Source organism: Streptomyces sp. L500 (genome assembly GCF_054551825.1).
Genome location: NZ_JBTOLC010000111.1, coordinates 1 through 2852 on the forward strand (window position 1 = coordinate 1; position 2852 = coordinate 2852).

General features: G+C 68.9%; 3 protein-coding genes. All 3 read left to right on the plus strand.

Annotation, left to right across the window (positions count from 1 at the left end):
- Window positions 1–194, plus strand: a 194-nt coding sequence (locus ACX9I7_RS32515) for a hypothetical protein (protein WP_459389386.1), incomplete at its 5' end; no start/stop codon positions are given.
- An 81-nt stretch (window positions 195–275) separates the two neighbouring features.
- Window positions 276–2045: a hypothetical protein gene (locus ACX9I7_RS32520; RefSeq protein WP_459389387.1), complete on the plus strand. Its 1770-nt coding sequence runs from the start codon at window positions 276–278 to the stop codon at window positions 2043–2045.
- A gap of 54 nt (window positions 2046–2099) precedes the next feature.
- A partial coding sequence (locus tag ACX9I7_RS32525; protein ID WP_459389388.1) for a M23 family metallopeptidase occupies window positions 2100–2852 on the plus strand: 753 nt, incomplete at its 3' end.

Here is a 2852-nt window from a genome sequence, read left to right on the forward strand (position 1 = left end):
CCAACGGCGACCTCTACAAGATGAACGGCCCCAACAACTGGAGCAAGGTCGGCGGCGCAGGCCACCAGTTCGCCGTCGCCGGCGACGCGTTGTACGGCCTGTCGCCCAATAGCGACGCGGTCTTCAAGTGGAGCGGCAACGGCACCGCGTGGAACAAGGTCGGCGGTCCCGCCTCCTTCATCGCGGGCCGGTAACCGGCGACGTCACCAGCGGACGGGGTCGACCCAGGCCACCGGGGCTGGACCGGGCCCGTCCGCTCCTTTCTCTGGAGCCACGTGTTCTCACGCATCACCCTGGCCGCTGCCTTCGTCGCGGCCTCGCTCGGGATAATTCCCGCCGTCGCCGCCCCGGCACCTGCCCGACCCCTCTCCCCCGCCTCCGCCTCCGCAAACACCGCCTCCGCGAACACCGACTCGGTGACTGCCGGAGACTTCGTCCAGGTCTACAACCCCGGCGCCGGGGAATCACAGCCCTGGTACATCAACGACCACACCTTCATCCGTGACGAGGCCACCGGGACCTGGCACCTGTTCGGCATCACCCACGCCGAACCGGCCGACCCGGAGAACGAGGACTCGTTCGCGCATGCCACGGCACCCAGTCTGCGCGGGCCGTGGACCAAGCAACCCATGGCCCTGACGGTCGACCCCTCCTACGGAGAGTCGCACCTGTGGGCACCGCACGTCATCCGCTCCGGCTCCACGTACTACATGTTCTACGCAGGCGGGCAGACCATCGGCGACCCGTCCAGGAGTCAGATCAACCTGGCCACCTCCACCGATCTGGTCCACTGGGAACGGCGGCCCGGAGGGCCACTGTTCCGTGACGGACTCGAAGCACGCGACCCGATGGTCGCCCGGGTCGGATCCCAGTGGGTCATGTACTACACCGCCACCGAGACGGCCACCGGTGGACGCAACATCGTGGCGTACCGGACGAGTCAGGACCTGCTCACCTGGAGCCCCCGCAAGACCGCGTTCACCGCCCCCGGCGACGGCTGGACCGAATCCCCGTACGTGATACAGCGCAACGGCCTCTGGTACCTGTTCACCGGCGGCTCCGCACCGGCCGACTATGTCGGGGCCGAGGTGTACGCGAGCTCCGATCCGCTGCACTTCACGGCCACCGCCCAGGTGGGCCGCCTGCCGTCCCACGCCGCCGAAGTCGTCACCGACCGCGACGGGAGTCAATGGCTCAGCAGCGCGGGCTGGGGCACCGGCGGGGTGGACCTGGCACCGCTCACCTGGCGGGCCTCTCCCTACGCCCCGCATCATCTGTACGCACTGAGCGCCGACAAGAGCGCCGTCCACCAGCGGACGGCCGGAGACTCCTGGACGAGGATCGGCGGACCGGCAGGCACACTGATCGGCGGCGACGGTGGCCTGTTCGCCACCAACCCGACCACCGGCGACATCTTCAAGTACAGCGGCACCCCGGACAACTGGACCAAGGTCGGCGGACCAGGGGCCCAGTTCGTCGTCACCGGCGGCGCGCTGTACGGGCTCACCCCGGACAAGAAGGCCGTCTTCCGGTGGACCGGATCAGGGACCACCTGGACGAGGATCGGCGGCCCGGCCGCCATGCTGTACGCGGGCGGCGCCGGCCTGTTCGCCACCAGTCCGACCACCGGCGACGTCTTCAAGTACAGCGGCACCCCCGACAACTGGACCAAGGTCGGCGGCCCCGGAAAGACCTTCGCGGTCACCAACGAGGCACTGTACGGCCTGTCGCCCAACGGTGGTGCGGTCTTCAAATGGACCGGATCGGGCACGACCTGGACCAAGGTCGGCGGACCGGCCGGAACCCTCTACGGCGGTGGAGCCGGCCTGTTCGCCACCAACCCCGGCAACGGCGACCTCTACAAGTTCAGCGGCGTACCGGACAGCTGGTCCAAGGTCGGCGGGCCCGGGAAGACCTTCGCGGTCACTGGTGACCGGCTCTACGGGTTGAGCCCCGACAGGAGCGGCATCTTCCAGTGGTCCGGGTCGGCGACCTTCCAATGGACCAAGGTCGGCGGACCCGCCGCGAGCATCGTCACCGAATAGCGATCGCCCCCACACTTCCCCCTTCCCACATCACACCCCGTCCCAAGGAGATGCATGAGGATCAGATGGGCCGGCTTCCTGGCGGCGGCAGCACTGCTGCTCGCACCGGCCACAACCCTCCTGCCCGCCGCCGCGGCGGCGGGCGCGACCACCGCGACGGTCCCGGCGGCGAACACCAAGGTCGCCAGCACCCCCTCCTTCCAGCTTCCCATTCCCTGCGGGCAACGGTGGACGACGTCCACGCACGACGGACACGCCAGCCAGTACATGGTCGACATGGTCTCCGTCGGTGGAGCCACCCAGGGCACACCCGCCCTGGCCTCGGCAGGCGGGCGCGTCGTCACCTCACAGTTCGACAGTCAAGCCGGCAACTTCATCGTGATCGACCACGGCGGCGGCTGGCAGACCCGGTATCTGCACCTGGACCGGCGCGACGTCGCCGTCGGCGACGACGTGGAGCAGGGCCGGCAGATCGGCGCCGTCGGCAACACCGGCAGCTGGACCACCGGGGCGCACTTGCACTACGAGCAGAAACTGAACGGCTCCGTCGTGCAGGCCACCATTGACGGGCATCTCGTTCCCGTCACATGGGAATACAACCAGCACTTCGAGACCAGCGGCAACTGCGGCGTGTCCACCGGCAGTAGCCTCTTCGCCCAGTCCCCGGACCGTTCCGGCGTCTTCCAGTGGACCGGCAACGGCAGCAGCTGGATCAAGGTCGGTGGACCGGCGGGCCGGCTGTACGCGGGCGGCGCCGGTGTATTCGCCACCAACCCCGACAACGGGGACCTGTTCAAGATGAACGGC